This window comes from Microcoleus sp. D3_18_C4 (assembly GCF_036702355.1).
Taxonomy (GTDB): Bacteria; Cyanobacteriota; Cyanobacteriia; order Cyanobacteriales; family Microcoleaceae; genus Microcoleus.
On the sequence record NZ_JAUBTF010000010.1, the window covers coordinates 81,921 to 101,702 of the forward strand.

General features: G+C 44.7%; 15 protein-coding genes and 1 tRNA gene. 13 read left to right on the forward strand and 3 right to left on the reverse strand.

The window, feature by feature from the left end; genetic code table 11:
• Positions 1-12 precede the first annotated feature (12 nt).
• Entirely contained in the window at positions 13-693 is a 681-nt protein-coding gene (locus tag QUA90_RS07425) for an alpha-ketoglutarate-dependent dioxygenase AlkB (protein WP_333444686.1), read from the forward strand.
• A gap of 52 nt (positions 694-745) precedes the next feature.
• Entirely contained in the window at positions 746-2,119 is a 1,374-nt protein-coding gene (locus QUA90_RS07430; protein WP_333444688.1) for a hypothetical protein, read from the forward strand.
• Positions 2,120-2,259: 140 nt separating this feature from the next.
• Here QUA90_RS07430 and QUA90_RS07435 read toward each other — a convergent pair whose 3' ends face one another.
• Positions 2,260-3,840 carry a peptidoglycan-binding protein gene (locus tag QUA90_RS07435; protein ID WP_333444691.1) on the reverse strand — a complete coding sequence of 527 codons (1,581 nt, stop codon included), beginning with the start codon at positions 3,838-3,840 and terminating at the stop codon, positions 2,260-2,262.
• Positions 3,841-3,974: 134 nt separating this feature from the next.
• Here QUA90_RS07435 and alr point away from each other — a divergent pair, with 134 nt between their 5' ends.
• From alr to QUA90_RS07455, 4 genes are all read left to right on the forward strand, one after another.
• Complete coding sequence (alr, locus tag QUA90_RS07440; RefSeq protein WP_333444693.1) at positions 3,975-5,177, forward strand: alanine racemase; 1,203 nt, start codon at positions 3,975-3,977, stop codon at positions 5,175-5,177.
• A 246-nt stretch (positions 5,178-5,423) separates the two neighbouring features.
• On the forward strand, positions 5,424-6,272 hold the full coding sequence (locus tag QUA90_RS07445; protein ID WP_333324783.1) for a mechanosensitive ion channel family protein: 849 nt from the start codon (positions 5,424-5,426) through the stop codon (positions 6,270-6,272).
• 47 nt (positions 6,273-6,319) lie between these two features.
• Positions 6,320-7,459 carry a patatin-like phospholipase family protein gene (locus tag QUA90_RS07450; protein WP_333324786.1) on the forward strand — a complete coding sequence of 380 codons (1,140 nt, stop codon included), beginning with the start codon at positions 6,320-6,322 and terminating at the stop codon, positions 7,457-7,459.
• A gap of 97 nt (positions 7,460-7,556) precedes the next feature.
• Positions 7,557-7,645 (forward strand) — tRNA-Ser (locus QUA90_RS07455).
• A 154-nt stretch (positions 7,646-7,799) separates the two neighbouring features.
• On the opposite strand, the gene QUA90_RS07460 is transcribed toward QUA90_RS07455, so the two are convergent.
• Positions 7,800-8,738, reverse strand: a complete 939-nt coding sequence (locus tag QUA90_RS07460) for a serine hydrolase (protein ID WP_333324787.1) — start codon at positions 8,736-8,738, stop codon at positions 7,800-7,802.
• A gap of 108 nt (positions 8,739-8,846) precedes the next feature.
• Here QUA90_RS07460 and QUA90_RS07465 point away from each other — a divergent pair, with 108 nt between their 5' ends.
• Together QUA90_RS07465 and QUA90_RS07470 are read left to right on the forward strand one after the other, a co-directional pair.
• Positions 8,847-9,554: a C40 family peptidase gene (locus QUA90_RS07465; protein ID WP_333324789.1), complete on the forward strand. Its 708-nt coding sequence runs from the start codon at positions 8,847-8,849 to the stop codon at positions 9,552-9,554.
• Positions 9,555-9,644: 90 nt separating this feature from the next.
• Complete coding sequence (locus QUA90_RS07470; protein WP_445242785.1) at positions 9,645-10,667, forward strand: glycosyltransferase family 2 protein; 1,023 nt, start codon at positions 9,645-9,647, stop codon at positions 10,665-10,667.
• A gap of 137 nt (positions 10,668-10,804) precedes the next feature.
• Here the strand turns inward: QUA90_RS07470 and QUA90_RS07475 are convergent, their stop codons facing one another.
• Positions 10,805-11,977 (reverse strand): IscS subfamily cysteine desulfurase, encoded by a 1,173-nt coding sequence (locus QUA90_RS07475; protein WP_333069058.1) that lies wholly within the window; start codon positions 11,975-11,977, stop codon positions 10,805-10,807.
• A 96-nt stretch (positions 11,978-12,073) separates the two neighbouring features.
• On the opposite strand from QUA90_RS07475, the gene QUA90_RS07480 reads away from it, so the two are divergent.
• From QUA90_RS07480 to QUA90_RS07500, 5 genes are all read left to right on the forward strand, one after another.
• A complete protein-coding gene (locus QUA90_RS07480; protein ID WP_333444695.1) occupies positions 12,074-12,742 on the forward strand; it encodes a hypothetical protein in 669 nt (222 codons plus the stop codon).
• Positions 12,743-12,934: 192 nt separating this feature from the next.
• Entirely contained in the window at positions 12,935-14,257 is a 1,323-nt protein-coding gene (locus QUA90_RS07485; protein WP_333444697.1) for a four-carbon acid sugar kinase family protein, read from the forward strand.
• Between the two features lie 425 nt (positions 14,258-14,682).
• The gene (gene ldpA, locus QUA90_RS07490; protein ID WP_333324796.1) at positions 14,683-15,834 is read left to right on the forward strand and encodes a circadian clock protein LdpA; all 1,152 of its coding nucleotides are present in this window, start codon (positions 14,683-14,685) and stop codon (positions 15,832-15,834) included.
• Between the two features lie 136 nt (positions 15,835-15,970).
• On the forward strand, positions 15,971-17,737 hold the full coding sequence (locus QUA90_RS07495) for a R3H domain-containing nucleic acid-binding protein (protein WP_333444700.1): 1,767 nt from the start codon (positions 15,971-15,973) through the stop codon (positions 17,735-17,737).
• A 476-nt stretch (positions 17,738-18,213) separates the two neighbouring features.
• On the forward strand, positions 18,214-19,782 hold the full coding sequence (locus QUA90_RS07500; RefSeq protein WP_333444702.1) for a CheR family methyltransferase: 1,569 nt from the start codon (positions 18,214-18,216) through the stop codon (positions 19,780-19,782).

A 19,782-nucleotide genomic window follows, 5' to 3' on the forward strand; every position in this document is an offset into this window, starting at 1 on the left:
ATTCCACACTCATTGATTCGATTTGAGGCAATTATTATGTATCATCAGATAAGACTTGGGGATAATCAGCTAGATAGCAGCGATCCATTTTTAGACAACAATCTGCAAAAAACAGTAGTTATTGATACTGATGGAGAAGTGATCTTCTATCCCAATTTTTTTAGCATCGAAGAAAGCGATCGTCTTTTTTCAGATTTATATTCTAGTATTAACTGGAAACAGGACATTATTCATTTTTATGGAAAAAAGATACCTTTACCCAGACTTACAGGTTGGTATGGAGATGAAGGCAAATCCTATACATATTCGGGCATCGAACAGCATCCCGATCCTTGGACTCCCACCCTCAAATTAATTAAATCAAAGGCTGAAGAGATATCAGAAGTTACTTTTAATAGCGTGCTTCTCAATCTATACCGTCACGGTAAAGATAGCGTTTCCTGGCATAGCGATGACGAGCCAGAATTAGGTGAAAATCCTATTATAGCCTCAATTAGCTTTGGGGGAAGTCGCCGATTTTCCTTAAAACATAAAACATCAGAAAACTACAAAATTAATCTGGATTTGCCCAAGGGTAGTTTACTATTGATGAAAGGTGAAACCCAGCACTGCTGGCAACATCAAATCCCTAAAAATTCTAAATTTGTGGAACCGAGAATCAATCTAACTTTTAGAGTTATCAAACCAGTTTAAAACAAAGACAATAAAATTTCAGCGCTGCTATCAAATCAGGGTCAATTGAGTTATGAAAAATCTACTTTTATTAGGAACGTTAAGCTTTAGTATTGCTTTTTGTTTGGGTATAGCAGTAGAAAAAAATATTCCTAAAAGTGCTGCCATAGGTGGTATAGCGACAATTAGCACCCTTAGTAGTGCCTTCGTTTTAAGCAAAAAATCTGACCGAGAACTTGAAAATATCCGCAGCCATGCCGAAAATTTAAAAAGCATTGAAAATCAGATTTTAAACCTGAAAAATAAAAGAATAACACTTGTACAGGCAATTGATAGCAAAACTAAATTAAAAACCACGATTGAAGCAGAATACAACTCAATTTTGATCGAAGTCGAGCGGCTTAAAGAAGAGGTTAAATCTCTCAATATACAGCGAGAAAGTCTGCACAATGTAATTGCTAATCATAAAACTCAAGACATAAAAATTAAACCTAAAATTCCTGTTAAAACTGAAGTAGCAAAACCACTCAAAAAGACAAGAAAGACAATATTGTACAATTGCATTTTAGATGGATTAGAAAAATCGACAGACTTTTATCACAAAAACAACCAGGGAACCTTTGAAAACTATTTACAATCATTACAAAAACCCGCAGAAGCATTGTGGAATTCTTATAGATCGAATCAGGTTAAAGTAAATTATTCGGAGCCGTCAATTCAAGCAGTTTATTTGATGCGTTATTATCCCCATTATGCCTACATGAATTTTCCAATATTAGAAATGATACACGCTCAAAATTTATTAAATAATCTAACAAATGAAACGCTAGAAGTATGCTTATTTGGTGCAGGGCCATGTCCAGAAATCGTAGGTTTAAGTAAATACTTATCAGATAAGTATCAAAACATTAAAAAATTAACTGTTAATGTATATGATATTGCTTCTGAGGAATGGACTTTAAGCAGAAATATTGCCGAAAAATTTGTGATACCGGAATACTGGTCCGGAGATTTAAAGCTAAATAGTAATTACCTAGATTTATGCGAATCTAATTCTCTTCACTCAATCAAAACAACAATTCAAAAAAGCCAAATGTTTATTTTTCAAAATTGTCTAAATGAAATTTATAATATATCTACAGTTCAAACAAATCTCAATTTTTTGCTTAATGAAATACCTGTAGGTGGTGTAATAATAATTATTGATTTATGTAACTATAACCAAAACACCACCATAATCGATCAATTGAAACAACAAGTAAGTAATCGACATGATTTTGAAATTTATTGCCCTCAAGCTAAAGATACTAAAATAAAAGCTTGTTTTCCTATTCCACCACTAATCACACAACATCTCTTAACTGGAAAAGATAAGTTAGTACCTCGTAGTAAAGATATCGATTGTCTTTTTATAAGTTTGCACAAAATCAATCTCAAAGCTTTTTAATTGATATGAAATTCGGTTGCAAAGGCATGGTCACGCTTCTTGCTACCGCCTTAATTCTGAGGACTGGCATTCCTCACTACGAACCTGTTTCTAGTGAGGAATGCCAGTCCTTCTTTCTTAGGTTTCAATCGCTGATCGCTTTAATCTTGAAACACCATAATACTGCCCGAATAGCAAGCTACCCAAACCTGATTAGTTTCCGGATCGTAAGTAATCCCGATCGGACTTGAATTAACCTTCACTGTTTGCAGCACTTTCATATCGCTCGTCCTAACTTTGCTAATAGTATTCGAGAAATAGTTAACTACATAAAGCAGTTTTCCCTCATCAGAAATTGTCATGCTGCGAGGTGCTTTTCCAGTCGAAACTTTGTCTACCACTTTACCATTTTTTAGGTCAATTTTTGCCACATTTCCTTCACCATTTAAAGTGGCATAAAGATACTTTCCATTGGGGGCGATCGTCAAATGACGCGGCGCATTGCCAATATTCCTCAGCCATTCTACCGAAAAGTCGATGAGATTAACTTTCGCAATATCGGAAGAACCCATGATGGCAACATAGGCATTTTTTGAGTCGGGAGTAACAACAATACCCCGAGGATATGCACCCAGTTTAACTCGCTCGATTTCGATATTTTTATTGATATCAACTATGCTCAAATCCCAACTGCACCAATTGCTAGCGAGGGCGAAGCGATTGTCAGGCGAAACAGCATTGAATTTCGGAACTGCACCTACAGGAATTACCTTTTCTATTTTCAAAGTTTGGGTATTGACGCGGTACAGAAAACTTTGGTCGTGTTTTGCCGCTGGAGAACACCTGTCGGTTCCCGGATTGCTAAACCCCGAACCGTACATTTTGTAGTTGGAGACGTAGGCATATTTTCCATCGGTTGAAAAAGCAGCTTCTACGGGAGAGCCTTTATAATTGCCTTTGAATTTAGAAAAGCCGAACTTCGACAAGTTTACTGTATCGGGAATAGTCTTGACTAATTTAAAGTTCCTGTCGTAAACTGTGATTGTGTGACGGTACATCATGTTTTGAGCAAAAAACAAGCCATCTCCCGAATAAACTATTGATTTTGGCGAGATATTGCCATAAATTGTTTTTTTCAAGGCCATTTTCCCTTGAGTGTTGTCGGGAGGATTTACTAGCTTGGTGGATGGTAATTCACTTTCTTTATTCTCGGAATTTTCAGTTTTAAAGGGTGGCAAAGAGGGTTCTTGAAATAGAGGTTCTGGGGGCTGAGTTTGAGTTTTATCTTTGAGTTCGTTGGGGTTTTCTGTGGGGGTAGGAGATGGCGAAGATCGATCGACATTGGGCGCGATTTTTTCCGCAGCTTCAATACTCGCCTCTTCCGGCTTACCTTTCAGCGCTGACAAAGTTTTAGGGCCGACTATTCCGTCAACTTTCAGGTTGTTCTCTGCTTGAAACTTTTTCACAGCAGCCTGGGTGATAGAACCATAAAATCCTGTAGTCTTACCGCGAAAATAGCCTGCGTTTTGTAGAGTTTTCTGAAGTTGGGCTACTTTCGGGCCTGAATCACCTTTTTTGATGGCGAGTGCGGGATTGACTACATTGAAAATTGTGAGAGCGATCGTAAAGAAAAGTAAAGGAGCAGAGGCTAAATTCAGGTGCATTTTCAAGTTGGTCAATCGAGTTTGACCCGCAGCCGTTTCCCAAGTTTCAGCTAAATGTAGGTAGGCCAGTCCGTCCATAGTTTTTACCGGGTATTTTTGGTGCTATGATACACCAGTTAACTTTGATGAAAGAGAGAATCTTATTATAATCAAACTTAGGGTAAAATCTCCAAGCAGTTTTTAATGGTGTAAGCAAGTAGGAGCGATCGACAATGTGGAGTGGGGAACAAACAACCGCAGAATCAACGACAAAAGAATCCCGCCAGACGTTGCTGTGGGACGATAACGGGGGACTTTGCCAGCGGGCTTGGGTTGAAATCGATTTAGCAGCTTTAACTCACAATGTAAAACAGCTTAAAAAACTCTTATCTCCCGATACAGAACTGATGGCAGTTGTGAAAGCGGATGCTTACGGGCATGGTGCTGTTGCAGTCAGTCAAACAGCATTGCAAGCAGGTGCTAGTTGGCTGGGAGTGGCGACAATTCCCGAAGGAATAGAATTGCGAGAAGCTGGGATAGAAGCGCCGATTTTGCTGTTGGGGGCAACCCATACAGCTCCACAGGTAAAGGCGATCGCCCATTGGCACTTGCAGCCCACTATTTGTACTGCCAAACAAGCCCTAATTTTTTCGGAAGTTCTCGCCGATCTCAACCAATCTTTGCCGGTTCACGCTAAGTTGGATACGGGAATGTCTCGCTTGGGTACGCCCTGGCAAGAAGCTACAGAATTTGTGCAATTAGTCAAGCGGTTGCCCAATTTAAAATTAGCCAGCATTTACTCTCATTTGGCGACAGCAGATAGTCCCGACCCCGCAGTTATGAGAGAGCAGCACCAGCGGTTTAAACAGGCGATCGAGCAAATTAAAATAGCAGGAATTACCCCCCCTCGCCTCCACTTGGCAAACTCTGCTGCTGCCCTCGCTGACCCGGATTTGCACTACGATTTAGTGCGAGTAGGTTTAGCTACTTACGGTCTTTATCCAGCACCTCACTTGCAGTCGAGAGCCAATTTGAAGCCCGCAATGCAGGTAAAAGCTAGGGTAACGCAGGTGAAAACAATTGAAGCAGGAACCGGCGTCAGTTACGGCTATCAATTTATAGCTCAGCGGCAGACACAGATTGCCGTAATTGGTATCGGCTATGCAGATGGTATTCCGCGCAATCTTTCTAATAAAATGCAGGTTTTAGTCCGGGGTCAGTTCGTGCGACAAGTGGGCGCGGTGACGATGGATCAGTTAATGCTGGATGTAACTGATATTCCAGATTTAGAAGTCGGTGAAGTGGTGACGCTGTTGGGCAAAGATGGGGAATATCAAATTACTGCTGACGATTGGGCCGCGACTTTAGGAACTATTTCGTGGGAAATTCTCTGCGGTTTTAAACATCGATTGCCCCGCGTAGCAGTACACTATTAACAGTAGTCCGGCAGGGGTTGAAACCCCTGCCTCATAGCAAAAGTCGGTTGAAACCGACTCAAGATTTTGAGCGAGTAAATTATTGATTTTAGTCCTCTTTGAGAGGACTTTAGCTATGAGACAGGGGTTTTTAACCCCTGTCGGACTCTCCGACTTATGCAGAAGACTGAGACTGCGTTTACCAATGCCCAATGCCCAATGCTCAATGCCCAATTCTCAATTTCCAATTCCCAATTCCCAATTGATATGACAGTTATTCAGACGTTTTTACCAATAGCCCAAACCTTCTATTCTCAACTAAATGCAGAAAGAACACAAGCCTTGGAACTAGCCCAAGAATTCTCGAAAAAATTCGTAGAATTGGGGTTTAAAATTGTACCTCAACTGCTGTGGGCGATCGGCATTTTGTTAATTACGCGATTTGCGATCAACTTTGCGGGGCGCGTGACTCGCCGTGCACTGAGTCGCACCGAAGCCACGCTGCGGAAATTCTTAGTTCAAGCTGCTGAAATTACGATTTTGGTAGTGGGAGTAGTCGCTGCTTTGAGTCAGTTGGGAATTCAAACTACCAGTGTGGTTGCGGTGGTGGGTGCGGCGGGTTTGGCCATTGGTTTGGCGTGGCAAAATACTTTGTCCCACTTTGCTGCTGGGGTAATGTTGATTAGTTTGCGGCCCTTTGAAGTCGGGGATGGGATTGAAGCTGGCGATGTTAAGGGAGTGGTGGACAGCATCGGGATTTTTTCAACCACCGTGGTGACAGACGATCGCATAAAAATTATTGTCCCGAACAATCAGTTGTTTAACGGTACACTGAAAAATACAACGGCAATGGGAACGAGGCGAGTAGACTTGAAGATTGATATTGGCGATCGGCCAATTCGTCCAACTGTAGCTGAGTTATTAGAAATTGCCCACTCTCACCCGCTGGTGTTGGAGAATCCGCCCCCGACTTGTTTGGTAGCCGAGATTACTCCAGATACAACTATTTTATCTCTCCGACCTTGGTGCGCGTCGGTGGCCTACGAACAAGTGCGATCGCAAGTTCAACAATACGTCAAAGAGGCAATGGATGCCGACCAAAATCAAGAACAATAGATATAAATCTCCAATCTAAAACCCCAAATTTATCCGAGGTATTTCCCATGAGCAAGTGGTATCCGCAGCAAATTTTGCAAGAACCCGGTGTCAGGATCACCCCAACGGAGAAACAAACAATTCTCAGCAAATTTCCGCCTCCCGACGAAAACGGTCAAATCTATGCCGACGGGGTTTTTGAAGGCGGTGGCGTGCGCGGAGTTGCGTTTTTAGGAGCACTCAGGTGCTGTAGCGATTTGGGCATCAACTGGCGAAAATTGGCCGGCACTTCTGCCGGTGCAATTACTGCCGCAGTATTGGCAACCGACTTGTCAATTGATGATTTAGAGGAAATTTTAGGACAGCTCGATTACAGCCTATTTTTAACTCAAAAAAACAGTCCTCTCATTTTAAACGGCGACCCCGCCGACGACTTGCAATCTCCTGCTTGGACGCTGCTTTTCCTAACAGTTAGCCGGCAGATGGGAGAATATTCGGCGCAGCCGTTCCGGCAGTGGCTGGAAGCAATGCTCGGTCGAGGTAACTTGCACACTTTTGCCGATGTCAAACAAATCGTAAAAGACCGGGAATTAAAAGTAGTAATATCCAACCTCTCTCGTGGTGAAATGTTGGTGCTGCCCGACGACTTACACCGACGCGAATCGACGGATTCCGATCCTTTGTATGAGCAGTTACGACTCAAAAGGGCTGAAGATTTTAGCGTTGCTGAAGCCGTTCGGTTGTCGATGAGTATTCCGCTCTTTTTTGAACCAGGAAAACTCGGCGATGACTTAATTGTCGATGGCGGAATTTTGAGCAATTTCCCCCTGTGGATTTATGACAAACAATCCGTTGGTGCGACTCCTGCGCCACCCCGCTGGTTTACCTTTGGGTTTCGATTGGTCGATACCGGAATTGAGACTAAAGCTAAGATTGATACTCCGCTGTCGATGCTGGCGGCGATGTTCCGAACCATGATGAAAGCAAGAGACCGCTATCACCAGCGAGAAATGGATAAGGGCAGGGTAATTAATATTGATGTGACTGATGCTGGGGTGACGACGACGGACTTTAATCTCGATGGCGATCGCAAGGCTCACCTGTACCGCTTGGGGTATTTGTATACTAAGAGGTTCTTTTTGAGTTCCAATTTTAGTTGGGAAAAGCACTTGAAGGCTAGGGGCTTTGGGGAAGAGGCTGGAGGTTGAGGTCGCGAAAACTTTACAGAGTAAGGGATTGAGGAATTTTTCAATTAGGGGTTGGCAAGAATAAGATGTGTGTGCTATAGTTAGTTACTGTCATCTTGGAGAGGTGGCTGAGTGGTCGAAAGCGGCAGATTGCTAATCTGTTAAGGGTGTTAACATCCTTCGAGGGTTCAAATCCCTCCCTCTCCGTTTTAGAGCTTCTAGGAAAAAATTCCTTTTAATCAAATTTTTGGACGGGCTAGAAGCCCATCCCACAAAATTTCCATGTGGGATGGGCTTCTAGCCCGTCCCAATTGTTTTTGCAATTCAAGTCTAGTCTAGCCGCAATAATCAACTACTAAATCTAATTAAGTCCTTTCATCGCCTCGACAAATTGCCGCGATATAAATGGCAAAATCTCTTCATTCTTGCTATTCTCTTTCCCCTCGGTAAATACAACCAACAAATACGGCCGCAAACCGGATATTTCAATATAAGCAGCATCGTGACGCACTTGACTTGTCAGTCCCGCTTTTGACCACAATTTTGCTGATTCTGGCAATCCGCCGCCTAAAAAACCTGTAACTTGATTTTCGGGATCTGCCTCTAATTCTGCTGGGTCTAAACTGCGTTTCATTAAACCCATCATTTCTTGCGATGCTTGGGCAGAAACAGCTACGCCGCCTATTATACTGTGCAGCAAACGCGCCGCTGCATTTGTAGTCAGCATATTTCTATTTTCCATTAATTCTCCCAAAACTGCTCGCTCGCGACCGTAGGGGCCGTCACACCAGGTTTTCTGATTGACGTTAATATTTTCTAATTCTGGCCAATCCAATGATTGAAAGTAACGGTTGACGATGTTTCGCTGCTGTTTCCAAGTTTCAAAGGGGGCGGGTGATAATTCTGGGCCGCTGGTGGTGCCGGTGAGGGCGTCTACTACTAAACTGGTGGCGTCGTTGCTGGAATCAACTATCATATCTCGGACGGCGCGTTCTAATTCTGGCGATGTTTGAATCATGCCTTTTTGCGCCCATTCCCAGATGGCAACGAGGTAGAATAATTTGACGATGCTGGCTGGATAAATTCGTTCGGAAGCTCTAGCGCTAAAACCTCGCGGTTGATATTTCCAAAATTCTTCTGCACTCAGGGCGCCGCCTGTATTGACTCGCACCGGGGGATCGTAGACTATCCAGGTCATGGCTATACGATCGCCACTTAATCCTGTAAATTCTGACAATGCGGAGTCTATAATGCTACTGCCGAGGTTTTCTAATTGTTCGTCTTTGTGAAAAAATGTCATGGTTAATGGCTGACGCTTAACGGTTAACGGCTAGCAGCTAATGGCAATCTCTCGTTAAATGCGAACAATAAATGCGAACAATTAACAGCACACAATGAGCAATTAGCAATGGCCAATTATCAATTATCGGATGTTGTGGAGTACCGCGCCCGATCGCACATAAATATTTACGATTCCCCAAAGTGCGATCGATTGGCAACTCAAGCAGCGCTGGGGCGACATTTGCGCGTCGTTGAACTCCCCCTAATACAGAGCGATGTAAACTTGGATACAACGGCTGTGATGGTGCGACTGTGCGAAGATGATTATCCGGGATGGCTGGATATTCGAGATGTTGAGTTGCTCGATGTGGCAGAAACAGTGTATCATCCTCTGGTGGTTTCTGAGACCCAAATCAAGGAAAAATTACCAATTGTAATTACTTTCGCTCGCGAGGCTATGAACCAATCCAATTATTATCTTTGGGGGGGTACAGTCGGGCCAAATTATGATTGTTCTGGCTTGATGCAAGCTGCTTTTGTTGCTGCGGGCATCTGGTTGCCGAGGGATGCTTATCAGCAGGAATTTTTTACTAAACCTATTAGTATCACTGCTTTAGAACCGGGGGATTTAGTATTTTTTGGTTCGCCCGAAAAAGCAACTCATGTAGGATTATATCTCGGAGATAATCGCTACATTCACAGTTCTGGAAAAGCACAAGGTCGCAACGGTATCGGTATCGATGTTTTGTCGGAGGATGGCGATCGAGTCAGTCAAGCTTATTACCAGCAACTGCGGGGATATGGTAAAGTTGTGGCAAGTTATCAGCCTAGTTAGTTGTTAACGGTTGACGGTTGACGGTTGACGGTTGACGGTTGACGGTTAACTAATGACTAATGACTAATGACTAATGACTAATGATTACTGATGTTATCTAACAAAGAAATGGACGCTGCATTGTTTTTGGAAAAATTGGCTGCACAGCAGGCTGGCGCTGAGGTTGTTCTCGACATTTCGGTGGTGGTGCCAGTGTATAATGAGGTGGAAAGTTTGCCTCATTTGATTGAGGCGATCGCCTCTTCTATCCAACCATCTGGACTCAGCTATCAAATTATTTGTGTAGATGACGGTTCTAAGGACGGTTCTGGTGAACTTCTCCAGCAGTTAGCCAGCACTCGCGATGACCTTTGTGCTGTAATTTTGCGCCGCAATTACGGGCAAACTGCTGCCATGTCCGCAGGTTTCGATCGCGCTCGCGGTCGTGCTATTGTTACCCTAGACGGCGATTTGCAAAATGACCCGGCTGATATTCCGCTATTGTTGGCAAAGTTAGATGAAGGCTACGATTTAGTTAGCGGCTGGCGGAAAAATAGGCAAGACAATACTATTAGCCGATTGATTCCTTCTAAAATTGCGAACTGGTTAATTGGTCGCGTTACAGGCGTAACTTTGCACGACTACGGCTGTTCTTTGAAAGCTTATAAATCCGAGTTGGTAGCAGACTTGAATCTGTACGGGGAATTGCACCGCTTTTTGCCAGCGTTGGCGTTTATTGAAGGGGCGAGAATTGCAGAACTGCCGGTGCGACACCACGCCCGCCGTTTCGGTCAAAGTAAGTATGGAATTTGGCGGACTTTTCGCGTGTTGATGGATTTGTTAACTATTTCTTTTATGAAAAAGTTCCTGACTCGACCGATGCACGTCTTTGGACTTTTGGGACTGAGTTCTATGACGTTGGGAACGGTTTTAGGGATTTATTTGACTTTCCTGAAATTTGCTTTTGGTCAAAGTATTGGCAATCGTCCTCTGCTGATTTTGGCTGTGGTTTTACTGTTAACTGGCGTGCAGTTATTTTGTTTTGGTTTGCTGGCGGAAGTGATGATGCGGACTTATCACGAGTCGCAGGGAAAACCGATTTATCGGGTGCGCGAGGTGTTTGGTTCTAAATAAGGAAGGGGTTGATCCAAATTATACTCGGTGATAAAAAGAGGAAAAGTTTTGAGTTGTAAGTTAAATAATTTAAAACTCAAAACTCAAAACTACTTCCTAATCTTCAATTCTCTCATCTAAAATCTCAAATTTCAAATCTAAAATTGATTAACTTTTTGAGCTTGTCGGAGAGATGTAATAGTTGCGATCGCGTGTTCGGCGACTGCATCTATTTCGGCTTCGGTATTGAAGCGGCCAATACCAAACCGAATTGAAGCATAAGCTAATTTGTCCGATCGCCCGATCGCTGCTAAAACATGAGATGGAGATATTTTCGCCGAAGTGCAAGCAGATCCCGAAGAAACTGCCGCCGCCGGTTGCAAACCCAACATCAACGCTTGACCGTCAACCCCGGCTACACTAATATTGAGATTCCCCGGCAATCTCTTAGTAGCGTGACCGTTAAGAAAAACATCGCCCAATTCACTCAATTTTTCCCACAAACGCTGCCGCAAATTCACAACTCGTTCTGTTTCCGAGGGCATTTCTGCAATTGCCAATTCTACTGCTTTGGCAAACCCAACTATTTGCGGTGGATAGAGAGTTCCCGATCGCATTCCCCGTTCGTGCCCTCCTCCGTGCATCTGCGGCGCTAGCTGCACTCTCGGTTTGTTGCGGCGCACGTAGAGAGCACCGATGCCTTTTGGCCCGTAGATTTTGTGGGCTGTCAAGGACATTAGATCGATATTCATCTCCTCTACATCGAGGGGGATTTTGCCGATCGCCTGTGCCGCATCTGTGTGAAAAAGAATGTCATTTCCACGACAAATTGCAGCAATTTCTGCGATCGGCTGGATGACGCCAATTTCGTTGTTAGCTGTCATCACTGAAACTAAAATTGTCTCTGCCCGAATCGCTTTGATCAAATCGCCTATATCAATCAGCCCGTCGCTTTTCACGGGTAAAACAGTAATGTCAAACCCCAATTTTTGCAAATAGGTACAGGGGTCGAGAATTGCATTGTGTTCGGTTTTTACTGTGATAATGTGCTTTCCTTTACTGAAATAAGCCTCGGCTATGCCTTTGATCGCTAAGTTATTTGCTTCGCTTGCGCCGCTGGTAAAAACAATTTCTTCTGGAGAAGCATTGATCGCTTCTGCTATGATTTGTCGTGACTGTTTTACCGCTGCTTCTGCTTCCCAGCCGTAGACGTGGTTGATACTGGCTGCGTTGCCGAATTGTTCGGTGAAATACGGCAGCATCGCCTCAAGTACCCGTGGATCTACCGGGGTTGTGGCGTGGTTGTCGAGGTATATAGGACGTGCAGACATAGTGCAGTTTTGGTTTGAAAAAGTGTTAGGTTTATTGTAGACGAGCTCTTTGTTCTACTACAAAACTTTATAATTAACATATATTTGTAAAGATTTATGCGAGCTGACATTCAGGGATTAGAAATTACTCTCGGTGAGCTCAAGCACCTCACCGGCGCCGGGCCCGATCGCGTATACCGGCCGCCGACAGCGACTAAGTTTGCCCGCGAAGCTTTGAAAACTGTCGGTTTAATTGTTTTGGTTCTCATCAGTTGTTGGCTGCTGGTTGCGATATTTCCTAGAGCTTATTTGTGGTGGTTCGCCCTTCACTTCGCTGCGATCGTCGGTTTAATCTTTGAGGATGCGTGGAAAATTCAGTGCAGCCGCCAAAACCAACATTTAATCAATCTTTTTGATGATGTCGATCGCTATAATGGTATAATCAAAGCGATCGAAATTAACGATAGGATAGAAGATGCCGGCAATGTGGCAGTCAAAATAGGCGATCGAGCAAAAGTTATTGAAGCCTTGCAGCTCATCAGAGACGATTTAGTTAGAGCTTTGAAAACCGAAAGAATTCTCAGGGAAAACAAAAAATTTGTCGCTACTAACTCCGAATTGTTTGCCAATAATTTGAGAACTTTGAATGCCCTGCAAATTAGCGATCGAGCCAGCGAACAAGGACGATTGCTCAACGAAGCTTTGCAGGTAGCCGTGGGAGTGCAAGCAGAAATGAAAAAGTTGCAAGATCGAAACGCTGCTAATTTTAAAAAGGGCAAAAGTTAGTAACGTGCAAGGCTGCGTGCGCCTCTTACCCAGTAGCAATATGCAGCTTACTGAAGCGATATAACTCAAACATATTCTGCAAATTATAAGTTATGAGAATTGTGAAACAAATATCATAATTATTGTAAATTTTTTCCTGTTACGTAACAACTAAGGATATCTTGGAAAGGTGACGTTAACAACCAGGTCAGTATGTCTTCTGTTAAACCCAAGATTATAGTTCTCGACGACGATCCGACTGGTTCTCAAACCGTGCACAGTTGCTTGCTGCTGACACGTTGGGACGAAGACACCCTGCGTTTGGGGCTGCGGGACAAGTGCCCGATTTTCTTCATACTGACAAATACTCGATCGCTAACTCCCGAAAAAGCAGCCTCCGTCACCCGCGAAGTGTGCCAAAATCTAAAAAGGGCGATCGCCAGCGAAAAAATCGAAGACTTCCTAATAGTTAGCCGTTCCGATTCTACCCTGCGCGGCCACTATCCCATCGAAACCGACGCGATCGCCGAAGAACTCGGCCCCTTCGACGCTCATTTTTTAATTCCCGCCTTTTTTGAAGGAGGCAGAATTACCCGCCACAGCGTGCATTACCTAATGGTTAACAGCGTCGCAACGCCTGTTCACCAAACCGAATTTGCCAAAGATTCAGTCTTCGGCTACAGTCACAGTTACTTGCCCGACTACGTAGAAGAAAAAACCAAAGGTCGCATCAAAGCTGATGCAGTCGATCGCATTTTACTCGCAGACATCCGCTACGGAAGTTTAGATCGACTGATGGAGATGAAAGACAACCAATGTGCAGTTGTTGACGGCGAAAGCCAAGGGGATTTAGACACATTTGCCAAACACATTCTCGCTGCCGCCAGTCAAGGAAAAAAGTTTTTATTCCGCAGCGGGGCGAGTATTTTAACATCCTTAGCTGACCTCGGCCCGCAGCCAGTAGCAGCCGACGAAATGGCAAAATACGTGAGAGATGGCAAACCGGGTGCAGTAATAGTTGGTTCCCACGTTAAGAAAACTACTGAACAATTGGAACGCTTGTTAAAAGAACCCAATATAGTTAGCATTGAAATAGATGTATCTCACTTGCTAGAAGATTCACCAGAGTATCGCACCCAAATGCTCGATGAAACTCTCGAAAAAGTCCGCACTTCTCATGCCGATGGTAAAACGCCTGTAATTTATACCAGCCGCAAGGAACTCGAATTTGACAATGCAGAAATTAGGTTAAAATTTGGAGAGGCGGTTTCTGCTTTACTGATGGATATCGTGCGGGGACTGCCTGTCGATATCGGGTTTTTGATTAGCAAGGGCGGCATTACTTCTAATGATGTTTTGAGTACAGGTTTGTCGCTAAAAAGTGTCAGGCAAATCGGTCAAATTATCGCAGGTTGTTCGGTGGTGAAAACCGATGCAGATCATCCTCTGTTTCCCAATTTACCCGTGGTTTTGTTTCCGGGAAATGTGGGGGATAGCCATGCTTTGGCTACGGTTTATAAGCGGCTGAGCAAGTAGTAGAGCTCGTTGAATCGCAGATTAACGCAGATGAATGTAGCTTCAAGTTAGGGAGTAGAATGTTCATCTGCGGTTCGTCGCTGGGTTTCAATGCTCGATCGAACTTTATGGCAATGACCACTGCACGGCCACTTCCAAAAAAAATCTCTAGTCTACTTTTTCCTTGCCAAATCCACCCAACTATGATAAAATAGAGAGTCTGTCCGTAACTAAAACCGATCGCCCCATCTCCAAATCCCCCTCAGCAGTCGCTCTCAAAAAAATCAAATTTAGGAAAAAAAATTAAGGCAGAACTCTACATATAGAGCCAACAGCGCAACAGCTACTGCTATCAGTAGCGTTTCCAGCTTGTAACCGCCTAAATTTTCAAATTAAGTAGAAATTTCCACATAGTAATTTTTAGCTGAAAGGATTAGCATATAAGGGTGACAGAACATTATCATCCCCTAAACTCATTAAAAGATGGCCATTGGTTCAAGCTGATCTGTGGGGCGAGCTTTCAACACCTGCCTGCTGTACGGAATCTCACCTTGGCTTACACCTTAGCAGGCGCTGACTGTATCGATGTCGCGGCAGATCCCGCCGCCGTCGCCGCAGCGAAAGAAGCCCTACAAGTGGCCAGCGACTTACAGGCAAGAACTCAAAACCGCAGGTTTGGCGGCAAAGGGTTGCCGTTGCTGATGGTGAGTTTAAATGATGGGGAAGACCCGCATTTTCGCAAAGCCGAATTCAACCCAGCCGATTGTCCGGTGGACTGCTGGCGGCCGTGCGAAAAAATATGTCCAGCCGAAGCAATAGTTTTTCAGAGTGCTGGCAGTGGTTTTTCCGGGGTGATAGACCAGCAATGCTATGGCTGCGGTCGCTGTCTGCCGATTTGTCCGAGCCAACTGATTTATACTCGTTCTTACGTGTCTGCTCCAGCCGCGATCGCACCTTTAATCTTGCAATCCGGTGCGGACGCCCTAGAAATCCACACGCAAGTAGGCAGAGAGGCAGATTTTGCGCGACTTTGGTCGAGTATAGCTCCTTGGGTCGCTCAACTCAAGGTAATAGCAATTAGTTGCCCCGATGGAGACGGTTTGATTGATTATTTGCGGACATTGTATCAACTAATTTCCCCCCTTCCTTGTCCCCTAATTTGGCAAACAGACGGTAGGCCAATGAGCGGAGATATCGGAACAGGAACTACTAGAGCCGCGGTCAAACTCGGTCAAAAAGTTTTGGCTGCCCAGTTGCCGGGATACGTGCAACTTGCAGGCGGCACTAATGCTCACACTGTCAGCAAGCTCAGAGCCGAGGGACTGATCGGGGAGCATGGGAAAAATTTGTCAATTCCTGATGCCCCAAAAATTGCAGGTATAGCTTACGGCAGCTATGCCAGGGTTTTGCTATCGCCAATTTTAGAACAGTTAGAAACAATGCAGACCGATCGAGCCTATGCCGTTCCGGTGGCAGTCACGCGGCCAGGAGCCGGAGTTCAAACATCTCGGCTACCTCAGCTCGAAGCCGTCCCAGAACTTCTCTCACAGGCCGTGAGTTTAGCTCGTTCTCTAGTTTCCCAGATCAAAGAATTTTAGTCAGAAGTCAGAAGTCATTAGTCATTAGTCATGAGTCATTAGTTACAAGTAAAAAACAACTGGCAACTGGCAACTGGCAACTGACAACTGTTAACTGACTAAAAAGTTGAAAACGTCACCGAACACATCGAGGCGAATGCAGATTACAGACGACCTCAACAGATTATTAGACATCGTGCCAGATGAGATCCGGCAGCCCTTAGAGCAGCACCCGCAGCGCAACAATCTCATTGAGATTGTCATGGATTTGGGCCGCCAACCTGAAGCTCGTTTTCCATCCTTGGCCGAACCTCTTTCTCAAACGCCAGTTTCCAAGGCAGACCTCAACTATTGCATCGAGCGAGTCGGCCACTTCGGCGGCGACAATCGAGCCGGTATCGAGCAAACCCTGCACCGAATTAGCGCCCTTCGCAACCGCAGCGGCGAGATTATCGGCTTGACTTTGAGGGTGGGCCGCGCTGTGTTCGGGACGATCGGCATTATCCGCGATTTAGTGGAAACCGGTCAGTCAATTTTGATGCTCGGCCGCCCCGGAGTTGGCAAAACCACGGCCCTGCGGGAAATTGCCCGCGTGCTCGCCGATGACTTGGAAAAACGGGTGGTAATCATCGATACCTCCAACGAAATTGCCGGAGATGGAGATATTCCCCACCCAGCGATCGGCAGAGCTCGCAGAATGCAAGTTTCCCGTCCCGAACTCCAGCACCAAGTCATGATCGAAGCAGTGGAAAACCATATGCCGCAAGTGATCGTGATTGACGAAATCGGTACGGAACTCGAAGCTTTGGCGGCTCGGACGATCGCCGAAAGGGGCGTGCAGTTGGTCGGTACCGCCCACGGGAACCGGATCGAAAACTTGATGAAAAACCCGACTCTGGCAGACTTAATTGGGGGCATCCAAGCGGTGACGCTGGGAGATGACGAAGCAAGACGGCGCGGTTCTCAAAAGACGGTTTTGGAGCGCAAAGCACCGCCAACTTTTGAAATTGCCATCGAAATGCTCGAACGCGAGCGCTGGGTAATCCACGAGCGAGTTGCAGAGGCGATCGACACTCTGCTGCGGGGACGCGAACCGAGCCAGCAAATCAGAAGCGTCAGCGAGACTGGAGAAATAATTATCGAGCGCGAGTCAGCCGCTCCCCCCGCCCGGTTTCCGGGGATGGCAGCTTCCAGCGGCCCGGCTGCTGTATCAGCAATCCGGCCCGTCACACCGATCTCAGGGTGGCGGAGTGCTGGCAAAATGGTGCCGATGCCCGCTCCCAGCGAGAACTTAGCTGCTAAGAGCGCGCCGGTTTCTGAGACTCGGTATTTCGAGCAACTGCTCGAAGAATCCCTGTCCGTCGAACCGGTACCCAAGGCCGGACGCTATTCCCATAATGTCGGCCCTAACGGCGAAGATTTGCCCCTCCACGTTTATCCTTACGGCATACCTCGCCACCAGCTCGAACAGGTGATTTCGACGCTGAACCTGCCGGTACTGCTGACGAAGGATATTGAGAGTGCTGACGTGGTTGTGGCTTTACGATCGAACGTTCGGAACCAGTCAAAATTGAGGCACTTGGCCAAAACTCGCCAAGTTCCCCTGCACACAATTAAGGCCGCCACTATTCCCCACGTAGCGAGAGCTTTGCGGCGCCTGTTGGACATGGATGACCCAGGTACCCCGGAAGTGGCAGACCTCGCCTTATTCGCCCGCAGCGGTTCTTCTGACGAGCTCGAAGCTCTCGAAGAAACCCGCTTGGCAGTCGAGCAAATTGTCATTCCCAAGGGACAGCCGGTGGAACTCCTGCCCCGTTCTCCCAACGTCCGAAAAATGCAGCACGAACTTGTGGAACACTATCACCTGAAGTCCCACAGTTTTGGGGAAGAACCCAATCGCCGCCTGCGGATATATCCAGCTTAAAGTTGGAGATTAGTGCCTTTGAAGGCAGAAGGTAGAAGGCAGAAGGAATATTCTTTTCCTGGCTTCTACCTTCTGCCTTTTGCCTTTTTCCTTTAAGTAGCTGGCAAGTTTCTGATATGATGTGGTGTAACACTGTTCTTGTTAAGGCGATCGGCTAAATTCCCGATTTATAATTCCAAATTCCCCAATTCCCCATTCCCAATACTTCTACTACACGAGCTTACAAGTTCCCCAATTTCCAATAGTTCAGCTACGCACTTCCTTCGGCTCCCTGCAGCTTTGCGAACCGACGAGCCGCAGGCTAGCAGCTATCCTCAGCCCAAACTCAGCACCAGCTCAGTAAAAGTTTCCACTTCCCAAATTATTAAATGAATGATTCCATAATTCAGCTATTTATTAACTTAATTACTACCGAAATTGGTGTGCGAATTAGAACCCAAGATCGGGCTGGTTTGTCTCATAAAATCATGACTCGAATGAGAGACAAAAAAATTGCAGAACCCGAAAAATATTATCAACTTTTAACCGCCAAAACTTTTGAAAGTATAAATGAATGGGCAAAATTAGTATTGCTATTAACAACAACTGAAAGTTATTTTATGCGAGATAAAGGACAGTTTGCTCTCTTAAAAAGAGTAATTTTTCCTGAATTGATAGAGCAGAAAAGAAACTTGCACAAGACCTTGGGAATGCAGCCGACACTGCGAATCTGGAGTGCGGGCTGCTCCACCGGTGAAGAACCTTATTCTTTAGCTATTGTTTTAAAACAATTGATTCCCGATTGGGAGCAATGGAAAATATTAATTTTAGGTACAGATATCAATGAAAAAGTAATCAAAAAAGCCCCCCAAGGAGTTTACAGTCATTGGTCGTTTCGCTTGGTTGAACCGGAGATACAAAAGCAGTATTTTCATCAGAGGCAAAATGATTGGGAAATTAATCTAGAATTGCGCGAAAGTGTCAACTTTAGCTGTGTAAATTTAATCAAAGATGAGTTTCCTAATATTTACCAAAATCTTTATAACATAGACTTAATTTTGTGTAGAAACGTTTTTGTGTATTTTGAACATAAGTATATTTCACTGGTACTGCAAAAATTTTCCAAGACACTGAGACCTGGAGGATACTTAATGACCGGTCACGCTGAAGTTTACGGTCAAATTATGAACGAGTTTGAACCCAAGATTTTCCCGGAGTCAGTGGTGTATCAGCGTCGGGATGCAGTACCGGAGGAACGCTGTCAAATAGAGTCTAGGGTTGCGACTGTAGGGGAAGCAAACTCGGCATTTCGGGAATTCCCGAAAGCAGATACTATGGGCGATGATAGTGGTGAGTTGCTAACAGGGGAAACTATGCCACCTAGTTTTACTACTAACAGCAATTTTCCAGAGATAGAGATGCCGCCCGGATTAAAAATAAGTAATCTGCTGGGTAATATGCTGCCATCTCGCTATCTGGAGGACGGCTTACCGAACAATCCCGTGTCAGTTACAGAAAAAATAATAGCAGAAAATACTCAAAATAGAACACCTCAAATGCTAATTTTAGAGGCTAAGAAATTATTTAAAAATCAAGATTATGCTGAGGCTATCAACAAGGCACAAGAGGCAATAGACTTGCAGGGACATAATTTTGATGCTTATTTTTTAATCGCTCAAGTTCAGGCCAATGCGGGCAATTATTCTCAGGCAATAGAATACTGTAATCGAGCTAGAAAAGTAGAGCCTGGCTCAGTATATACTGATTATTTACAAGCTCAAATTGCTGAAGAACAGGGTCAATTAGAAACAGCAAAGAATTTATTAAAGAGGACTATTTATATGTGTCCATCTTTTGTTTCAGCTTATATAGAGCTAGGGAATATATACAATAAAGAAGGCCAAGTAAAAAGAGCTCTTAAAATGTACCATTCATCTTGTGAAATCCTGAAAGCGCTGCCGCCAAACACTCCCATAGATTCACAGGGAAAAATGACAGCTAGTCAAGTGCTGATGAATGTTAAAAAAAAATTGTTAAAATTATACAGTAAAGAAACTGTACACTAA